Annotated in this window: 16 protein-coding genes; 9 read left to right on the top strand and 7 right to left on the bottom strand. The window is 72.7% G+C overall.

Annotation, left to right across the window (positions count from 1 at the left end; genetic code table 11):
- The first annotated feature begins 61 nt into the window (after window positions 1–61).
- Together FLL47_RS31285 and FLL47_RS31290 are read left to right on the top strand one after the other, a co-directional pair.
- On the top strand, window positions 62–1,519 hold the full coding sequence (locus FLL47_RS31285; protein WP_144125720.1) for a PhoX family protein: 1,458 nt from the start codon (window positions 62–64) through the stop codon (window positions 1,517–1,519).
- Window positions 1,520–1,597: 78 nt separating this feature from the next.
- Window positions 1,598–2,680, top strand: coding sequence for a DUF5925 domain-containing protein (locus FLL47_RS31290; protein WP_144125723.1), 1,083 nt, complete (start codon window positions 1,598–1,600; stop codon window positions 2,678–2,680).
- Window positions 2,681–2,685: 5 nt separating this feature from the next.
- Here FLL47_RS31290 and FLL47_RS31295 read toward each other — a convergent pair whose 3' ends face one another.
- Together FLL47_RS31295 and FLL47_RS31300 are read right to left on the bottom strand one after the other, a co-directional pair.
- A complete protein-coding gene (locus FLL47_RS31295) occupies window positions 2,686–3,423 on the bottom strand; it encodes an ABC transporter permease (RefSeq protein WP_144125726.1) in 738 nt (245 codons plus the stop codon).
- On the bottom strand, window positions 3,416–4,120 hold the full coding sequence (locus FLL47_RS31300) for an ABC transporter ATP-binding protein (RefSeq protein WP_144125729.1): 705 nt from the start codon (window positions 4,118–4,120) through the stop codon (window positions 3,416–3,418). Before FLL47_RS31300 ends, FLL47_RS31295 begins: the two co-directional genes overlap by 8 nt.
- Before the next feature lie 48 nt (window positions 4,121–4,168).
- Here FLL47_RS31300 and FLL47_RS31305 point away from each other — a divergent pair, with 48 nt between their 5' ends.
- Both FLL47_RS31305 and FLL47_RS31310 read left to right on the top strand, forming a co-directional pair.
- Window positions 4,169–4,834 carry a TetR/AcrR family transcriptional regulator gene (locus FLL47_RS31305; protein ID WP_144125732.1) on the top strand — a complete coding sequence of 222 codons (666 nt, stop codon included), beginning with the start codon at window positions 4,169–4,171 and terminating at the stop codon, window positions 4,832–4,834.
- A gap of 122 nt (window positions 4,835–4,956) precedes the next feature.
- The gene (locus FLL47_RS31310; protein ID WP_144125735.1) at window positions 4,957–8,943 is read left to right on the top strand and encodes an AAA domain-containing protein; all 3,987 of its coding nucleotides are present in this window, start codon (window positions 4,957–4,959) and stop codon (window positions 8,941–8,943) included.
- On the opposite strand, the gene FLL47_RS31315 is transcribed toward FLL47_RS31310, so the two are convergent.
- Window positions 8,933–9,355 carry an NUDIX hydrolase gene (locus FLL47_RS31315; RefSeq protein ID WP_246158922.1) on the bottom strand — a complete coding sequence of 141 codons (423 nt, stop codon included), beginning with the start codon at window positions 9,353–9,355 and terminating at the stop codon, window positions 8,933–8,935. The two genes, FLL47_RS31310 and FLL47_RS31315, sit on opposite strands and share 11 nt — an antisense overlap.
- Before the next feature lie 326 nt (window positions 9,356–9,681).
- On the opposite strand from FLL47_RS31315, the gene FLL47_RS31320 reads away from it, so the two are divergent.
- Window positions 9,682–10,029: an Imm51 family immunity protein gene (locus tag FLL47_RS31320; RefSeq protein ID WP_186316013.1), complete on the top strand. Its 348-nt coding sequence runs from the start codon at window positions 9,682–9,684 to the stop codon at window positions 10,027–10,029.
- Between the two features lie 42 nt (window positions 10,030–10,071).
- Entirely contained in the window at window positions 10,072–11,112 is a 1,041-nt protein-coding gene (locus tag FLL47_RS31325) for a S66 family peptidase (RefSeq protein ID WP_144125745.1), read from the top strand.
- On the opposite strand, the gene FLL47_RS31330 is transcribed toward FLL47_RS31325, so the two are convergent.
- Entirely contained in the window at window positions 11,106–12,161 is a 1,056-nt protein-coding gene (locus tag FLL47_RS31330; protein ID WP_144125748.1) for a mechanosensitive ion channel family protein, read from the bottom strand. The genes FLL47_RS31325 and FLL47_RS31330 overlap by 7 nt on opposite strands.
- 145 nt (window positions 12,162–12,306) lie before the next feature.
- The gene (locus FLL47_RS31335; RefSeq protein ID WP_144125751.1) at window positions 12,307–13,080 is read right to left on the bottom strand and encodes a hypothetical protein; all 774 of its coding nucleotides are present in this window, start codon (window positions 13,078–13,080) and stop codon (window positions 12,307–12,309) included.
- A 225-nt stretch (window positions 13,081–13,305) separates the two neighbouring features.
- Here FLL47_RS31335 and FLL47_RS31340 point away from each other — a divergent pair, with 225 nt between their 5' ends.
- On the top strand, window positions 13,306–14,223 hold the full coding sequence (locus FLL47_RS31340) for a PfkB family carbohydrate kinase (protein ID WP_144125754.1): 918 nt from the start codon (window positions 13,306–13,308) through the stop codon (window positions 14,221–14,223).
- Between the two features lie 28 nt (window positions 14,224–14,251).
- Window positions 14,252–14,434, top strand: a complete 183-nt coding sequence (locus FLL47_RS31345) for a DUF4236 domain-containing protein (RefSeq protein ID WP_144125757.1) — start codon at window positions 14,252–14,254, stop codon at window positions 14,432–14,434.
- Between the two features lies 1 nt (window position 14,435).
- Here the strand turns inward: FLL47_RS31345 and FLL47_RS31350 are convergent, their stop codons facing one another.
- Window positions 14,436–15,041 carry a CGNR zinc finger domain-containing protein gene (locus FLL47_RS31350; RefSeq protein WP_144125760.1) on the bottom strand — a complete coding sequence of 202 codons (606 nt, stop codon included), beginning with the start codon at window positions 15,039–15,041 and terminating at the stop codon, window positions 14,436–14,438.
- 57 nt (window positions 15,042–15,098) lie between these two features.
- On the opposite strand from FLL47_RS31350, the gene FLL47_RS31355 reads away from it, so the two are divergent.
- Complete coding sequence (locus FLL47_RS31355; RefSeq protein ID WP_144125762.1) at window positions 15,099–15,548, top strand: VOC family protein; 450 nt, start codon at window positions 15,099–15,101, stop codon at window positions 15,546–15,548.
- On the opposite strand, the gene FLL47_RS31360 is transcribed toward FLL47_RS31355, so the two are convergent.
- On the bottom strand, window positions 15,549–16,523 hold the full coding sequence (locus FLL47_RS31360; RefSeq protein WP_186316014.1) for a GNAT family N-acetyltransferase: 975 nt from the start codon (window positions 16,521–16,523) through the stop codon (window positions 15,549–15,551). It lies immediately after the preceding gene.
- Between the last annotated feature and the right edge of the window lie 11 nt (window positions 16,524–16,534).

Here is a 16,534-nt window from a genome sequence, read left to right on the forward strand (position 1 = left end):
TGCGGGCGGTTCGCTCGTTGCACCTCCGTAGTTCCCTCGACGCACGGAAGTGAGCGCGATAATGGTGATCAACCGGCGTTCGCTGCTCGGCGGCGCGGCCGTGGCGGGAGGGCTGTTCGCCGCCGGTCCCTTCAGCGGCTTCCTGGCCCGCGAGAGCAAGCCGCAGCCGCCGTCACGGATCAAGCTCGCACCCACGGCCGACCTGCGCGACGGCGTGCCGCGGCTGTGGGTACCCGAGGGCTTCGCCTACCGCTCGTTTCACGACACGGAGTGGCCGGTGGTGCTCGACGACGGCTCCCGGCTGCCGGGCAGCCACGACGGCATGGGCGCGTTCCAGGCACCGGGCGGCAACACGATCCTGGTGCGCAACCATGAGGTCAAGATCACCGGGTCGGCGTTCGGGCCGGGCCACGTCACCTACGACCCGGCGGCCTGCGGCGGCACCACGACGATCGAGGTGACCCGGTACGGCGAGGTGGTGCGCTCGCACACCAGCCTGAGCGGCACACACACCAACTGCTGCGGCGGGCGGATGCCGTGGGGTACGTGGGTCAGCTGCGAGGAGACCGTGCACGGCCCGGACGTCGCCGGGCTGGGCAACTACCTGCTGCGGGAGCGGCACGGCTTCATCTTCGAGGTGCCCGCGCAGGGCGCGGTGGAGCCGCAGCCGATCACGGCGGCGGGCCGCTTCGCGCACGAGTCGGTGGCGTACGACCCCGCGGGCGGCGCGCTCTATCTGACCGAGGACAACTTCGCCTTCGCCAGCTGCTTCTACCGGTACCTGCCACCGCGCGCGCCGGATCCGCTGCGCGCCGACGGGCGGGGCATCGCCGACGGGGGCCGGCTGCAGGCGCTGGCCGTGAAGGGTCGCCCGCGGCTGGACCTCGCGGCCGCGCAGGAGCCCGGGGCGATCTTCCCGGTCACCTGGGTCGACATCGACGACCCGGCGCCGAGGTTCCCGTACACCGAGGGCGTGCCCGCGCCGACGAGCGAGCACAAGGCGCTGCGCCACGTGGGCGACCAGGGCCGCGACGGCGGCGCGGCGCTGTTCTCCCGCCTGGAGGGCTCGACCTTCCGGCAGGGCGTCGTGTACTTCACCTCCACGCAGGGCGGGGGCCGGGCGGAGAAGGACGACGGGCCCTTCGACAGCGGCTACGGCAACGGCCACGGGCAGATCTGGGCGTACCACTGCGCGGAGGAGGTGCTCCGGCTGGTGTACCAGGCCCCCGCAGTCGACGGACTGGACTTCCCGGACAACATCACCACCAGCCCCAACGGCACGCTCATCCTGTGCGAGGACGGCGCGAACAACAACTACGTGCGCGGGCTCACCCGGCACGGGCAGGTGCTCGACATCGCGCTCAACCGGCTGACCAACCGCGCCGGGGTGTCGCGCGAGGCCGACGAGTTCGCCGGCTGCGCATTCAGCCCGGACGGGCACACGCTGTTCGTGAACGTGCTCGCGGTGCACGGGATGACCATCGCGATCTGGGGGCCGTGGGCGAAACTCGGCATCTGAGCGCGGCCCGCGCTCCCACCCGGCGACCGGGCTGGAAAACTGCTATGTGCGCAGGTCCAATTGCGAGATCATCGACGTATGGGCACTCTGCCACAGCTGTCGACCAACCTCACCCTTGATGACTCCGACACTCCTCGGGACGTCGTCGACGCGATGATCCTCGCCCCGTTCAGCACGGGCGAGCAGCCGTACGCCCACACCGCCCGCCTGCCCCGCGTCCGCAAGGAGGCCAACCTGCTGCCGGAGGAGGGGCGGGTGCTGCGCGTGGCCACCGACGACGGCCTGCGCAGCCACCTCGCCGCGGGCGACGGCTGGACGCTGCGCGCCGCGCGCTGGCGCGGCGGCGTCGCCGAGGTCACCGTCACCGCGACCACCGAGGAGCTGGCGCTGCGCATCCTCGACGCCGCCACGCGCAACGCGCGCGAGGACCACGTCGAGCGCGCCGACACGGTGCCGATGGGCTTCTGGCACCACTCCGCCAAGCGCGGCGCGCAGCGCAGCACCCGGCCGATCACCACACCGGCGTGGGACGCGATCCGGGACAACTACTCCGCCGACGTCGCAGGCTCACTGGAGCGCCTGATGACGCTCACCCCGGACTCGATCAGCGGCCGCCTGCTGCTGCTGCACGGCGTGCCGGGCACCGGCAAGACCACCGCGCTGCGCGCGCTCGCGCGGGCGTGGTCGTCGTGGTGCCAGGTCGACTGCGTGCTCGACCCGGAGAACCTGTTCCACGACTCCAGCTACCTGATGGAGGTCGCCATCGGCGACGACGAGCAGGAGGAGCGGCGCTGGCGGCTGCTGCTGGTCGAGGACTGCGACGAGCTGATCTCCTCGGCCGCCAAGCAGTCCAGCGGCCAGGCGCTGTCGCGCCTGCTGAACCTGACCGACGGCCTGCTCGCCCAGGGCCGTGACGTCCTCGTCGGCCTCACCACCAACGAACCGCTCAACAAGCTGCACCCCGCCGTGGTGCGCCCGGGCCGCTGCCTGGCCCAGATCGAGGTCGGCCCGCTGCCCTTCGCCCAGGCGAGCGCCTGGCTGGGCAGCACCGCGGGCCTGAGCTCCTCCGGCGCCACCCTGGCCGAGCTGTTCGCCATCCAGCGCGGCGACCGCGACCTGATCCAGATGACACCCGAACCCTCCACCGGCTGCTACCTCTGACGGGGTCACAGCAGGCGACTGCGGCCCCAGCCGCGGTTCATGCGCCAGGCGGCGTAGAGGCCCGCGGCGAACGCGACCAGCAGCAGGACACCGCTGCCACGCAGCACGGCCGCGGTGTCCCCGGCCGCCGCGCCGCCCAGCGCCTGCAGCGCCCAATAACCGGGGGACGCGGGCGCGATCGTCTGCGCCCAGCCGGGCAGCAGGGACAGCGGCACCATCGCGCCGCCGAGCGTGGACAGCAGCAGCGCGCCGAGGTCGTTGACCGCGCCGAGCTCGCTGTGGCTGCGTACCGTCATCGCGGCCGCGGCCCCGAGCAGCAGCAGGGTGACCGCCCAGGCCAGGGCCGCCAGCGCGAGCAGGTCCGGGCGGGCGACCCGAAGGCCGAGCGCGACCACGCCGTACCCGAGCACCACCGCCTGCTGGGCCAGCAGCACCCCGCCGAGCGCGACCGCCTTGCCGGTCAGGATCTGCCACGGTGACGCGGGGGTGGCCCGCAGCCGGTCCAGGGTGTGCCAGGAGCGTTCGGTGAGCAGCGAGCCGCCGACGATGGACAGCCCCAGCAGCGAGAACAGCACCAGCATGCCGGTGACGGCATGGGTGGTGCCCTGGTCGCCGATGGCGGCGCGGTAGAGCGGCCGCAGCACGGTGATCATCACGAGCGGCATGCCGATGCGGCTGATCACCGCCCCGGGCTCGGCCGCCAGCAGGGCCAGGTTGAGCCGGACGAGGGCGAGGCTACGCATGATCGACCGCCAGGGCGTGATAGAGGTCGTCGAGGGTCTGGTGCCCGGCCCGCAGCTCGTCCTGGCTGCCCCGGGCGATGACCCGCCCGGCCCGGCAGACCGCGAGCGTGGCCCCGAGATCGGCCAGCTCGGGCAGGTAGTGGGTGGTGTAGAGCACGGCGGCGCCGTCCGCGGCGCGGGCCCGCAGCAGTTGCAGCAGTGCGGCGCGGGTGCCGGGGTCGGCGCCGGTGGTCGGCTCGTCGAGCAGCAGCAGCGCGGGCCGGTGCAGCATCGCGGTCGCGGCCTGGGCCCGTCGGCGCTGCCCGCCGGAGAGCAGGCCCACGGGCCGCCGGAGCACGTCGGTGAGGCCGAGCGCCTGCGCGGTGTCGTCGATCGCCTGGCGCAGGCCGCGCCCGCGCAGCCCGGCGAGCGCGCCGAACAGGCGCAGGTTGTGCTCGACGGTGACGGACAGGTAGAGCGCGATCTCCTGCGGGGCGAGGCCGACGAGGTGGCGGGCGCGGGCCGGCGGCAGGCCGCCCACGGTGACGGCGCCTGCGTCCGGGCGGGTCAGGCCGGTGACGATCTCGACGAAGGTGCTCTTGCCCGCACCGTTGTGGCCGATCAGGCCGCAGATCTCGCCGGGCGCGACGGTGAGGTCGAAGCCGTCGAGGGCGGTGACCGGGCCGTACACCTTGCGCAGGCCGGACGCGTGCAGCATGCCGCGCCTCCTTTGTGATCTACGCTGTATAGATCTACACTGTAGAACATGGCGGAGCAGGGTGTCGAGGCCCGGCGGCGGGAGATCCTGACCGCCGCGCTGGCGCTGGCCGACGAGCGCGGCCTCGACGCGCTGTCCATGCGCGCGGTCGCGGCGCGGGTCGGGGTGACGCCGATGGCGCTGTATCCCCACGTCGGCAACAAGGACGCCCTGCTCGACGGCCTGGTCGACCTGCTGCTGGCCGAGCTGCTGCCCGCGGCGGGCACGGCCGGGCAGTGGCACGTCAGGCTGCGCGCCATCGCCCACGCGGGCCGCGCGCTGGCCCACCGGCACCGCACCACGTACCTGCTGCTGCTGGCCCGCCCCGCGGTCACCCCCGACGCGGTGCGCCTGGTCGACGCGATCTACGGCGCGCTGCTCGACGCGGGCGTGCCAGAGGCGCAGGTGCCGCGCCTGGAGCGGCTCGTCTCCACATTCGTGCTCGGCTTCTCGCTCGGCGAGGTCGCCGGCCGTTTCCCACCCGCCGACCCGCGCCGGCACGACCGGGCCGAGGCCGCGGGCGGCGCGGCGCCCGCGCATCAAGAACTTTCGGCGGTACTGGCGCAGCCGGCCGACTGGGACGCCGAGTTCGACGCCGGGCTCGACGACCTGATGCACGTCATCACGAGCCACGTCCCGCCGGCGGCGCCGGTTCACCGACAGTCCGGACGTTGACGCGCCGGTCCAGCTCACACAGGGTTAAGAAGGTGCCCTTCCGCTACACATAGCGATGTGCAGGTGCCCTTCCTTTCGGTGGGGCGCTTGGCGCAGGTGCGGGAGTCTGCCATCGTTGGGCCGTGACCGTGTCCGAGAGCGCACCGCAGCTGCCGCAGCCGTCCCATGTCGCGCTCGCCACCAGGCGGTGGGCGGATGCGCTGGTGGACGACTCCGGGCGTAATCAACTGGCGTACTACCGCGATCTGCGGGCCGGCACGCTGCGGCTGGACACCGCGCGGCCGGAAGCGGTGACGATGCTGACGGCCGGGCGCACGGTGACGCTGCGTCAGCTGTTCCCCGACGACGTCGCGCACGCCGACGCGATGCGGCGCGCGCGCACCATCCGGACCCGGATGCGCACCCTCGCCGAGGAACGCGGCGTCGACGTCGGTTACCTGGCCAGCGGAATCGCCAGCTGGTGGGAGCCGGACCGCACGCCGCGCTCACCGGTGCTGCTGCACCGGCTGACCGTACGCACCACGTCGGCTGCCGAGACCGACTTCGCGCTCATCCTCGATCCGGAGCCGACGGTCAACCCGGTGCTGCTGTTCAAGCTGTTCAAGGAGCACCGGCTCGACATCGATCCGGAGACGCTGCTCGACGCGCTGCCGGAGGGTCCCTACGATCCTGCGCCGCTGTTCGAGCAGCTGGCCAAGGCGGCGCAGGACGTGCGCGGCTTCACGGTCAGCCCGGAGCTGCTGGTGGGCACATTCCTCTACGAGAAGCTGCCCATGGTCGCCGACATCACCGAGCACGGCGAGCTGCTGGAGAGCAGTGAGGTCATCGCCGCACTGGCGGGCGACCCGCGGGCGTTGAGCGAGCTGTACGCCACCGCGCCGGTCGAACCCGACGCGCCGGACCGGCTGGCCCCGGCCGACGAGTTCCTGGTGCTGGACGCCGACTCGTCGCAGAGCTACGCGGTCAACGCCGCGGTGGCCGGGCACCACCTGGTGGTCAAGGGTCCGCCGGGGACCGGCAAGAGCCAGACCATCGCCAACATGATCATGGCGTTGGCGGCACGCGGGCGCACGGCGCTGTTCGTCGCGGAGAAACGGGCCGCCATCGACGCGGTGCTGGACCGGCTGAACCAGGTCGGCCTCGACGACCTCGTGCAGAACCTGCACGGCGACCAGCAGAGCCGCCGCGAGCTGGCGCGGGCCCTGGACTCGCGGCTGCAGCGGGCGCGCCACGAGACCCGGCCGACCACCGAGGACACCGACCGCAGCCTGGTCGACGCGCGCACCGCACTGTCGGCCCACCACGCCGCGCTGCACACCCGGCACGACCCGTGGGGCCTGTCCATGTTCGAGCTGCAGTCGCGGCTGCTGGGCATCAGCCCTGCGGACATGACCCCGCAGCGCTGGTCCGGTGACGACCTGGCCCGCCTCGACGCGCCGACCGCCGCGCGGCTGCGCGCCGCGGTGACGGAGCTGGCGCAGCTGGGCGCGTTCGACCCGGAGCCCGGCCCGGGGCCGTGGGTCCGCTCGACGATCCCCGACCGCGCCGCCGCGCAGCTGGCGTACGCGCTGGCCGGGCAGGCCGCGACCACGCTGGCCCCGGCCCGGCAGCAGCTCGCCGCGCTGGCCTCGCACCTGGGCCTGTCCGTGCCGGGCACCTTGTCTTCGGCGCAGAAGATGGCCGCGCTGCTGTCCGAGGTGGACGTGACGCTGCGGCGGCTGCGGCCGCAGGCGTACACCGCCGACCTCGGCGCCTGGGCCACCGCGTCCGCGACCGGCCCCGAGCGCGCCGGCATGGGCTTCTGGCAGCGCCGCAAGGTGCTCAAGCAGATCCGGGCACACTGGATCGCGCCGGGCCGGCCGAGCACCGCCGAGCTGCACGAGGCCGCCGTCGCCGCGGCCGACGAGCTGGCCCGCTGGCGCGTGGTGAGCCGCGACGGGCAGCCGCCGCGCACCAGCCCGTCGGCCGCCGCCGCGCTGGCCGTGTTCGCCGAGTTCACCGGGGCGCTCGAGTCGCTGCGCGGCTACGTGCCGATCGACAACGACGACCTGACGCTGCTGCAACCCGAACTGGACCGGCTCGCCGGCGACCAGGCCGACCTGCTGCGCACCGCGCGCCGCAACGAGCTGGCCGCGGGGCTGGTCGAGTGGCGGGCCCGGCGGCTGCTGGACGAGCTGGCGGTCCGCGGCGTGGGCGGCGACACCGCCCGGGCCGGGGCCGCGTTCGACCACGCGTGGCTCAGTTCGGTGCTGGAGCACGTGCGTTTCACCGACGAGCACCTGTCGACGTTCCACGGCGCGGCCCTGCACGCGGCGGTGACCGAGTTCCACACCGCCGACGCCGCGCACATCACCGCGGCCGCGCAGCGGGTGCGGCACCTGGCCGCCCGCAACCTGATGGCGGTGCTGGACGAGTTTCCCGAGCAGCAGCAGCTGGTCCGCCGGGAGGCCGCGAAGAAGGCCCGGCACCTGCCGGTACGTCGGCTGTTCGAGCAGGCGCCGGACGCGCTCACCGCGCTCAAGCCGTGCTGGGCGATGAGCCCGCTGCTGGTCAGCCAGGTGCTGCCGGCCCGGGTGCTGTTCGACGTGGTCATCTTCGACGAGGCCAGCCAGGTCGAGCCGGTCGACGGCGTGCCCGCCATCATGCGCGGCCGCCAGGTCGTGGTGGCCGGTGACGAGCACCAGCTGCCGCCGACCAACTTCTTCCAGCGCGCCGACGGCGACGCCGACACTCCCGACGACGGCACCGCGCTCGGCGACGACGTCGAGTCGCTGCTGCAGGCGTTCGCGCACACCCTGCCGCTGCCGCAGGTGCGGCACCTGGCCTGGCACTACCGCAGCCGCGACGAGCGGCTCATCGCGTTCTCCGACCGGCACGTGTACAGCCCGAACGGCAACGCGCTGACCACGTTCCCGGGCGCGGACGCCGGCGACTGCATCAGCCACGTGCTGGTCACCGGCGAGGCCGACCCGGATGCGTCGGGCGAGAGCGGCAACGCCGAGGTGCGCCGGGTGGTGGAGCTGATCCTCGCGCACGCCGCGCAGCGCCCCGCCGAGTCGCTCGGCGTCATCACCATGGGCATCACCCACGCCGAGCGGGTCGACGCCGCGCTGCGCCGGGCGCTGGCCACCCGGCCGGAGCTGGAGCCGTACTTCTCCGAGCACGGGCACGAGCCGTTCTTCGTCAAGAACATCGAGCGGGTGCAGGGCGACGAGCGCGACGCGGTGATCCTGACCGTCGGCTACCCGAAGGGTTTGGACGGGCGGATGCTCTACCGCTTCGGGCCGCTGAACACCAAGGGCGGCCACCGGCGGCTCAACGTGGCGATCACCCGCGCCCGCCGCCGGATGACCGTGGTCAGCTCGTTCACCCACCTGGACATGGACCCGCAGCGGCTGCGGGCCGAGGGCGCGGTGATGCTGCGCGACTTCCTGGCGTACGCCTCCTCCGGCGGCCGCCGCGAGACCCTGGCCACGGTCACCGCCCCGGCGCTGAACCCGTTCGAGGCCGACGTGCTGGCCAAGCTCACCGCGGCGGGCATCCCGCTGGTGGTGCAGCACGGCGTCGGCGGGCACCGCATCGATTTCGCCGCCACCCACCCGGACGATCCGGAGCGGCTGGTGCTGGCGATCGAGGCCGACGGGGCGTCGTACCACGCCTCGCCGACCGTGCGCGACCGCGACCGGTTGCGCCAGCAGCACCTGGAGCGGCTGGGCTGGCGCTTCCACCGAATCTGGTCCACGGACTGGATGCGCCAGCGCGAGGTCGAGATCGCCAAGGCGCGGGCCGTGTACGACCTCGCGGTGTCGGAGTCGGCCGGGCTGCCGATGGACTCCGTGGCCGAGGGCGTCACCCTGCGGCTGCCGTCGGCGACCCCGCGCAGCCTGCCCAGACCCGAGCTGCCATCGGCGACGCAGATCACCGAGGTGCCGCGGCAGACGCTGGCGGACCTGATCCGCTGGATCGAGAGCGACGGCCTCAACCGCACCGAGGACGAGGTCGTCGCCGAGGCCACCACGGCACTGGGCTTCGCCCGCCGCGGGCCGCGCATCACCGAGACGCTGCGCCAGGTCCGCAGGGAGACGATCGGCGGCAGCGCTACTTCTTGACGGCGCTGCGCAGCACGTCGCGCATCGCGTCCAGCATGGGGATCTGGTCCAGTTCGGACGCCGAATGCCAGCTGGGCTCCACCATGATGCCATCGGGCTGAGGACGCAGATCACCGCCGAGCACGGTCACCCCGTAGAGCATGAACACGCCGTGGAAGTCGATGCCGCCGGTCAGCTGCCGGTGGTCCGAACCGACCTCCAGCAGCGCGTCGACCCGGACCTCCAGGCCGGTGGTCTCGGCGAACTCGCGCACCACCGTCTCCGCCGGGTGCTCGCCGTGCTCGATGGTGCCGCCGGGCGGCATCCACTTGCCCAGGTCCCCGTGGGCGCTGCGGCCGATCTGCACGAGCAGCACGGTGTCGCCCTCGCGCGCCAACCCGTACGCCGAGACCCGCTGCCACTGCCTGACCATCGTCACGAAGAGAAAGCCTGCCACGTTCTCGCGCGGTCGCACAGATGGTCGAACCGCTGATTCGCCACTCAGAGCGCTTGTTCCTGCTCACACCTGCCAGAATTCGGCCGAGCGCGACACCCCGGCGACGGCGGGCCGGCGGGCCGGCCGGCGTGATGGTCGGTGACCCGCGCAGCTTCGGCCTGGACTCCCCCGCTTCGCGTGCCCCGCGGGTGGACGCGCTGCGAACAGCAGGTTGACCGCGCGAAATTCACCGGTTCGGCGGAGGCGAAGTCGGCCTTTCGACGAAACCGCAATGACATATGCCGCGGCCTATGCTCGCGGGCATGGCACGTGACCCCGACTTCGACCCCTGCGCACTGGTCGAGCACGACTCCGGTGAGTTCAGCCTGACCTTCGACGACTTCGACGACTACGTGGACATCTTCGACGAGCAGGGCTGGCTCGGCAACGGCTACGCCTGGGAGGGCGTGGTGCAGGTGCTGCTGTCCGAGCGCTCGCCGGAGGTGCTCGACCAGGTCGAGTTCGACTCCGAGGCCGACCTGTTCTCCGTACGCGCTGCCGAGACCGAACCGCTGCAGGAGGTGGCCGCCGCCATCCGCGACGCGGTCGTCGACCTCGACGTGCTGGCCGACGCCATCACCCGCGCCGAGGAACAGGGCCTGCTCGACTGATATCGGATGCTGCGGCCGGACCTTTCGGTTAGGTTCCGGCCCATGGCCGACATGACTTACCCGCCCAAACCCCGCCCCGGCGATCGCATCGCGATCCTGTCCCCCAGCGCTGGGCTGCCCGCGGTCTTCCCGGACGTGTACGACCTGGGCCTGTCCCGGCTGCGAGATGAGTTCGGGCTGGTCCCGGTGGAGTTCCCGACCACCCGCGCGGCGGCCGCCGCGCCGCACGAACGGGCCCGCGACATCACCGCGGCCTTCGCCGACCCGTCGATCGCCGCGGTCATGGCCAGCATCGGCGGCGACGACCAGATCACCGTGCTGCGCCACCTCGACGACGACGTGATCCGGGCGGACCCGAAGCCGTTCTTCGGCTTCTCCGACAACACCAACCTGCTCAATCACCTGTTCGGCCTCGGCATCGTGGCGTATCACGGCGGTGCCGTGATGACCTCGCTGGCCCGCGGCGGCGGGATGCACCCGCTGTCCGCGAGCAGCCTGCGCGCGGCCCTGTTCACCTCCGGCTGGCACGAGCTGACCGCATCGGCCGACCACGGCGACGAACCGAACGACTGGGCGGACGCCTCGCTGCGCGGCGTGCCGCCGCGGATGTGGCCGGTCGACGGCTGGACCTGGGAGGGACCACAGCGTGTCGTGGAGGGCCCGCTGTGGGGCGGCTGCCTGGAGATCCTGTCCTGGCTGTCGCAGGCGGGCTTCGTCGCGCCGCCGGAGCGCTTCGACGGGCACGTGCTGGTCGTGGAGACCTCGGAGGAGATGCCGAGCGCCGACGAGGTCTTCCGGACGCTGCGCAACATGGGCGAGCGCGACATGCTGGGACGCTTCGCGGCCGTGCTGGTCGGACGGCCCATGGCCTGGAACTTCGAGCGGCGTCCCACGGCCGAGCAGAAGGCGGCGTACCGGGCCGAGCAGCTCGACGCGGTCCGGCAGGCCGTGGCCGCGTACGCCCCCGACGCGGTGCTCGTCCTGGACCTGGACATCGGCCACACCGACCCGCAGCTGATCCTGCCGATCGGCGGCGACGTCCGGGTCGACGCGGTCGAGCGGCGGATCAGCGTGCGCTACTGATCACGCGGCTCGGGCGGGGAGATCACCGCGACCCGGGTCTGCGGCAGGCCTTCGGGGTGGTGCTCGCGGACGTACGCGATGAGCTTCTCGCGGATCTCGCAGCGCAGGTCGTAGGCCTTCGCGGCATCGTCGGCCGAGGCCAGCACGCGTACCGCCATGGTGGTCTCGGTGGTGTCGACGACCTGCAGCACCCAGTCGCGCCGGTCCCACAGCGGCGACGCCTCCACGACGCGCTGCGCCTCGGCGCGCAGCGCGTCGACCGGCATGCGGTGGTCCAGGTGCAGCGTCGCCGCGCCGAGCACCCGCGAGTCGTTGCGGGTCCAGTGCTGGAACGGCGTGGTGGTGAAGTAGGTGGTGGGCAGCACCAGCCGCCGCTCGTCCCACAGCCGCACCACCACGTAGGTCAGCCGCAGCTCCTCGATACGGCCCCACTCCCCCTCGACCACCACCACGTCGTCGAGGCGCAGCTCGTCGGTGAAGGCCAGCTGCAGACCGGCGAAGATGTGGGCCAGCGTGGCGTGCGCGGCCAGCGCCGCCACCACCCCGGCCAGCCCGGCCGAGGCCAGCAGCGACGCGCCCAGGGTACGCAGCGGCGCGAAGGTCATCAGGATCGACGCGACGGCCAGCAGGGTGACGGTGACCGCGGTGAGCCTGCGCAGCATGCCGATCCGGGTGCGGGCCCGCCGGTAGCGCCGGTTGTCGGCCACGTCCACGGGCAGCCGCCGGAACGCGGCGTCCTCCAGCACGAACAGCACCCGCACGACGAGCCAGGCCGACGCCCCGATCAGGGCGATGACCAGGGCATGGTGCACCATTTCGCGGGCCGGGCCGGCGAGGTCGGTGAACGGCAGCGCGACCAGCAGGGCCACCACCACGAGCACCGCCCGCCACGGCCGGCGGCATGCCTGGCTGAGGTGCTCCATGAAGCGGCGGTAGCGGCGACGGCCGATCCGGCGCACCACCACCGCGGACAGCCATCCGGCGATCAGGGCCGCCAGCAGCGCCGCGGCCACCACGACCACGGCGCGCAGCAGGTGCTGGGCGTCCATCAGCGGACCCCTGGACAGGTCGGCACGGGTCCACCTCTCACAACGGGTGCAGTGATCACGTTGCCACGCCTACCCGGCTCCCGATACGTGAAACGCCACCCGCGCCCGGGAAACGGGTGCGGGTGGCGTCAGCGCCGTGGGGGCGTCAGAGGGCGGCCAGTACCGCGGCCGGGGCCTCCACGATCTCGCCGGTCGGCTTGTCGATGGTCACCGGAGCGCCGAAGTCGCTGTAGCCGATCTTCATGTCGCCCAGGCCCGCGGTCGGGGCCAGCTCGCCCAGGGCGACCGTCACCGAGGTCAGCCGACCCTGGTCGTCGATGGTCGCGGTGAACGGCACGGCCTTGACCTTCTCGCCCAGCGTGGCCGCCATCGACGAGTTCACCGACGGCGCCTGGCTCAGGTCGAGCACGCCCTTGACCTTTCCGGTGCCGTCCCACTGCACCTGCGTGGCCGTGGCCAGCATCTTCGAACTGTAGGACGGGTCCTCCAGCGACTTGCGAAGCGAGCTCTGCGGCCCGAGCTTCGTGACGTCGATGTGCATCCAGCCCTTCGGCATGCCGGGCACGTCGGCGGCCTTCAGCCACACCTCGTCGGCGATCTGGACGAACTCCATCTTCATGCCCATGACGTCCATCGTCGAGGCGGTCTTGCGGCCCGGCCCGTCGAGCCGGCCCGTGACGTTCGCGCCGGCCACGCCCGCGGACATGGTCATCGTCATCTTGGCCGTGGTCTGCTTGAGCTTGCCCGCCGCCGCGGCGAGCGCCTCGGCGGCCGCCGCTGTCTGAGCGGGCGCCGACGCCGACGCCGACGTGCTGGCGGATGTGCTCGCGCCCGGCTGCCCCGTCGACTTGCACCCGGTCGCCAGGGTGGCGAGTGCGATCAGGCCTACTGCCGCTACCCCGAAACGTCGTGTCTTCACGTGGTTCCTCCCCATCGGTGCCCCGATGCGGTCCCGGGGCACAGCTTCCGGAGCCTAGTCAGGCTCCGCCAAGGTCGCCGTGCGGCGCGAATGCCTTGACGCGGCGGCCCGGTCTCCGTGATGATCGGCGACGACACGTCGCGACCTCGGCGGATGCCGCATGACCTCGGCTGCGGACCGTACGGGCTGAAACGTCGACTACCCATCGACGAAGGGCGACACACCATGCGTGTTCCTCATCACCGTGAACTCGATGTGCTGGTGCTCGGCGGCGCCGGCGTGGACACCATCGTCGAGGTCCCGCAGCTGCCGCTGCCCTACGCGGACAGCTACCTGGTTCCGGCGATCACCACGCGGGCCGGCCAGACCGGGGACTTCCTCGCGCTCGGGTTGCAGGCACTGGGCCTGCGTACGCACCACGTCGACGTGCTCGGCGACGACCCGGAGGGCGCGCTGGTGCGGGCGCTGCACGAGAAGGCGGGTATCGGGTTCACCGAGCTGCCGAGCAGCACCGGCACCAAGCGTGCGGTCAACCTGGTGGGCCCGGACGGGCGGCGGCTGTCGCTGTACGACGTCAGCCGCGGCGGCGAGCACGACCGCTTCCCCGTACCGCTGCTGGCGGAGCTGGCCGCGGGCTGCCGCCACGTGCACGTCTGCATCACCCATCCTGGCGCGCACGCCCTGGCCCAGCTCGCGGGCCTCGACGTGACCGTCTCCACGGACCTGCACAACTGGGACGGCGAGAACCCGTACCACGAGCAGTTCGCCGCGGCCGCCGATGTGGTCTTCGTCTCCGCGACGGCGCTGGCCGACCCCGAGGCGGCGCTGCGGAGGGTGCTGGCGCTGGGCCGGGCCCGGGTCGCGGTCGCGACCGACGGCGACCGGGGCGGTTACCTGCTGACCAGCGACGACGAAACGGTGCGCCGGTTCGCCTCGGTGCCGCCGCCGCGGCCGGTGGTGGACTCCAACGGCGCGGGCGACGCGTTCGCCGCCGGATTCCTGTATGGACTGCTCAGCGGCTTGCCGCCGCAGCGTTGTGCGGCGTACGGTGCGATTACCGGCGCACACGCCTGCACGGTCACGGCGACCGAAGTGGACCCGCTTGACCTCGCCGGGCTACTGGCACGCGGTCAGACGTTTTGAGTGGTGCGCGTGCGGTTACATGGGGTGCATGAGCCTGCTGTTCCGCAAGTCCTTCAAATTCGGCCCCCTGCGGTTCAACTTCACCAAGGGCGGCATGTCCTCCTGGAGTCTGCGCATCGGTCGCTGGTCGTGGAACTCCCGCACCCGTGCCCACCGCGTCGACCTGCCTGGCCCGTGGTCCTGGAAGCAGGACAAGGGCGGCAAGAGCTGAGCTAACCCGGCTCAGGTGCGCGCCGCTCACGCAGGGCGCGCACCTTGCTGCGGTTGCCGCAGCGTTCCATCGAGCACCAGCGGCGACTGCCGGGCCGGGAGGTGTCCAGGAACACCAGGCCGCATCTCTGCCCGCCGCACTCGCGCACCCGGTCAGCATACGGGCCGGTCAGCACGTCGACGACGTCCCGCGCGACCGTCGACAGCAACTGTGTGCCGGTGGCGGGCAGCGTCCACACCCGATCGAAGCGGGCACCTGTGGCCTGCAGCCGGGGGGCCAGCGGGGATCGCGCCGCCGCGTCGTCGACCAGTGCGGTGATCCCGGGCGGGGCCGGGCGGTCGTGTATCAGTGCCCGGGCCAGCTCCCACAGCCCGTTGCGCAGCCGCACCACGGCCGCGAGTTCTGCCTCGGTGACGTGCACCCGCGCCGGATCCAGGCGCAGCCGGCACAGCTCCGACCAGGTGGCCAGATCGGCCGGCGCGTGCAGCGTCTCGAACACCGCCAGGTCACCGGGGCCGCCGGAGACCAGCAGGTCCAGCCAGAGCGTGCCGGGATCGAACCGGAACACCCCACCCGATGGTGGACGCAACACGAAGCCCGGTTCCATGTAACCACTATATGTGGTTACATGGCAGAGGTACAGACCGGACGAGAGGAGAGCGTCATGGCACTGGACTGGAAGGTCGTCATCGACTGCGCCGACCCGCACGCGCAGACCGCGTTCTGGGCACAGGCCCTGGGCTACCAGGTCGAGGACAACTCCGTCCTGATCGACCAGCTGATCGACCAGGGCGTGCTCGGCGATGATCTCTACCTGGAGGTCGACGGCCGCAAGGCCTTCCGTGACCTGGCCGCGGTGCGCCACCCCGACGACCCGGTGCAGCCGGTCAGCGGCACCGGCCTCGGCCGCCGCCTGCTGTTCCAGCGGGTCCCCGAGCCCAAGCAGGCCAAGAACCGGCTGCACCTGGACCTGCACGCCGGTCCGGAGCGCCGCGACGGCGAGGTCAAGCGCCTGGAAGGCATCGGCGCCACGATCCTGCGCGAGGTGCAGGAACCGGGCACCCACCACGTGGTGATGGCCGACCCCGAGGGCAACGAGTTCTGCGTGCAGTGATCAGACGGACAGCTTCCACTGCTCGCGCACGCCGATGCGGCGATACCCCAGCCGGTCGTTGATCGCCAGCATGTGGCCGTTCGACGGGTCGGTGGTGGTGCGCACGCGGCGCACCACCCCGCCGTCGGCGGCCAGCCGGCGCACCATCTCCGCTTTCAGCCACAGCCCGATCCCGCGCCCCCGGTGCGCGGGCACCACCACGGTGTCGTCCTGGTGGGCGAGTTCCGGGGCCAGCAGCGGGACCTCCAGGACGGTCAGCCCGGCCACCGTTCCGCTGGCCTCATGCACCGCGGCGACCACCCGCCGCTGCAACCCGGCCGCCCGCGCACAGCGCTCCCTGGCCCGCACCAGGTCAGGCGTGTTCGGCGCGGACCGGTAACCGAGCCCGCCGTCGGGCGAGTCGGCCATCGCGTCCACCGCCTCGGCATACGAGGCCAGCAGTTCCTCGGGCGCCTCCTCGGACCAGCACACCAGCCGGTATCCCGGCACCGGGCGGTCCCCCAGCGCCGCCGGGTCGAGCGAACCCAGGTCGACCTCCGACTCCCACAGCTCCTGCGCCTTACGCGCGCTCGACGCCGCCGCCCAGTCCGGCCCCGGGGTGCCCCGGACCGCGCTCAGCACCAGCGTGTCCCGGCCCGCGTCGGACGCGGCCGCGCGCATCGCGGCCAGCAGCGCGGACCCGTGGCCCGACCGGCGGTGCCGCGGATGCACGATCACCTCGGCAAAACCCCAGCCGAGGTTCTCCCGATCGGACAGGAACAGCTCGGCCAGCCCCACCACCTCGCCGTCTGCGCAGCCCAGCCAGCGCAACACCCGGCCGTCCGGACGGGGCGCGAGCAGCGCCGCGGCGCGCGCCGCCGGGGGCATGGACCCATGCCCCGGGTCGTCTTGGGCGTCCGCGGCCGCGACCACCTCATGCCAGCACGCCAGCTGCTCGCGCAGACCCAGCCGTGGATCGAACAGCGCCACAGTCATACCGGTGTTGT

Source organism: Catellatospora sichuanensis (assembly GCF_007483665.1).
Classification (GTDB): Bacteria; Actinomycetota; Actinomycetes; order Mycobacteriales; family Micromonosporaceae; genus Catellatospora; species Catellatospora sichuanensis.

Excerpts from the sequence above, each read along its gene's own strand:
- FLL47_RS31285 (WP_144125720.1), top strand. The coding sequence starts at position 62 with ATGGTGATCAACCGGCGTTCGCTGCTCGGCGGCGCGGCCGTGGCGGGA.
- FLL47_RS31290 (WP_144125723.1), top strand. The coding sequence starts at position 1,598 with ATGGGCACTCTGCCACAGCTGTCGACCAACCTCACCCTTGATGACTCC.
- FLL47_RS31295 (WP_144125726.1), bottom strand. The coding sequence starts at position 3,423 with ATGCGTAGCCTCGCCCTCGTCCGGCTCAACCTGGCCCTGCTGGCGGCC.
- FLL47_RS31300 (WP_144125729.1), bottom strand. The coding sequence starts at position 4,120 with ATGCTGCACGCGTCCGGCCTGCGCAAGGTGTACGGCCCGGTCACCGCC.
- FLL47_RS31305 (WP_144125732.1), top strand. The coding sequence starts at position 4,169 with ATGGCGGAGCAGGGTGTCGAGGCCCGGCGGCGGGAGATCCTGACCGCC.
- FLL47_RS31315 (WP_246158922.1), bottom strand. The coding sequence starts at position 9,355 with ATGGTCAGGCAGTGGCAGCGGGTCTCGGCGTACGGGTTGGCGCGCGAG.
- FLL47_RS31320 (WP_186316013.1), top strand. The coding sequence starts at position 9,682 with ATGGCACGTGACCCCGACTTCGACCCCTGCGCACTGGTCGAGCACGAC.
- FLL47_RS31325 (WP_144125745.1), top strand. The coding sequence starts at position 10,072 with ATGGCCGACATGACTTACCCGCCCAAACCCCGCCCCGGCGATCGCATC.
- FLL47_RS31330 (WP_144125748.1), bottom strand. The coding sequence starts at position 12,161 with ATGGACGCCCAGCACCTGCTGCGCGCCGTGGTCGTGGTGGCCGCGGCG.
- FLL47_RS31340 (WP_144125754.1), top strand. The coding sequence starts at position 13,306 with ATGCGTGTTCCTCATCACCGTGAACTCGATGTGCTGGTGCTCGGCGGC.
- FLL47_RS31345 (WP_144125757.1), top strand. The coding sequence starts at position 14,252 with ATGAGCCTGCTGTTCCGCAAGTCCTTCAAATTCGGCCCCCTGCGGTTC.
- FLL47_RS31350 (WP_144125760.1), bottom strand. The coding sequence starts at position 15,041 with ATGGAACCGGGCTTCGTGTTGCGTCCACCATCGGGTGGGGTGTTCCGG.
- FLL47_RS31355 (WP_144125762.1), top strand. The coding sequence starts at position 15,099 with ATGGCACTGGACTGGAAGGTCGTCATCGACTGCGCCGACCCGCACGCG.
- FLL47_RS31360 (WP_186316014.1), bottom strand. The coding sequence starts at position 16,523 with ATGACTGTGGCGCTGTTCGATCCACGGCTGGGTCTGCGCGAGCAGCTG.